1 protein-coding gene is annotated in these 522 nt (G+C 58.6%); it reads right to left on the reverse strand.

What is annotated here, in order from left to right; all coding sequences use genetic code 11:
• The coding region (locus ACNFIC_RS23845; RefSeq protein ID WP_416782286.1) for an immunoglobulin-like domain-containing protein at nucleotides 1–522 on the reverse strand (522 nt) is incomplete at both ends.

Below are 522 nucleotides of genomic sequence, written 5' to 3' on the forward strand. Positions count from 1 at the left end.
GTCGCGGTCAGGGTCGACGGGTCTTTGTAGACATCATCGGTGTTGGTGTTCGGGACTTGCAGAGTGCCTTTACCGCTGGCGTCGACGTTGACCTGGTACTCAGTGCCGCCGACGTTCACGGTCAGGGTGGTTGCACTGCCAGTCTGCGGCGGGTTGCTCAGCTGGAAGTTGAAGGTGACGTTCGCGTCGCCTTCTTTCGCTGGGTCTGCCGTCACGGTGACGGTAGTCGTACCTTCCGGCGTAATGGTGTCGGTCACGGTCGCAGTGGCCGACGCGCCATTCAGGCTGACGTTCTCGAAGTTGCCGCCTTCGACTTTGGTAACGGTCGCAGTGACAGTGCTTTCGTCCTTATAGACGTCTTCGACGTTGGTATTCGGGACTTGCAGCGTGCCTTTACCGCTGGCGTCGACATTGACCTGATATTCAGTACCACCGACGTTCACGGTGAGCGTAGTAGCGCTGCCAGTCTGCGGCGGATTGCTCAGCTGGAAGTTGAAGGTGACGTTCGCATCACCTTCCTTC

Origin of the sequence: Pseudomonas sp. NY15463 (assembly GCF_048068415.1) — a bacterium.
In the GTDB taxonomy this organism is placed as follows: Bacteria; Pseudomonadota; Gammaproteobacteria; order Pseudomonadales; family Pseudomonadaceae; genus Aquipseudomonas; species Aquipseudomonas mosselii_C.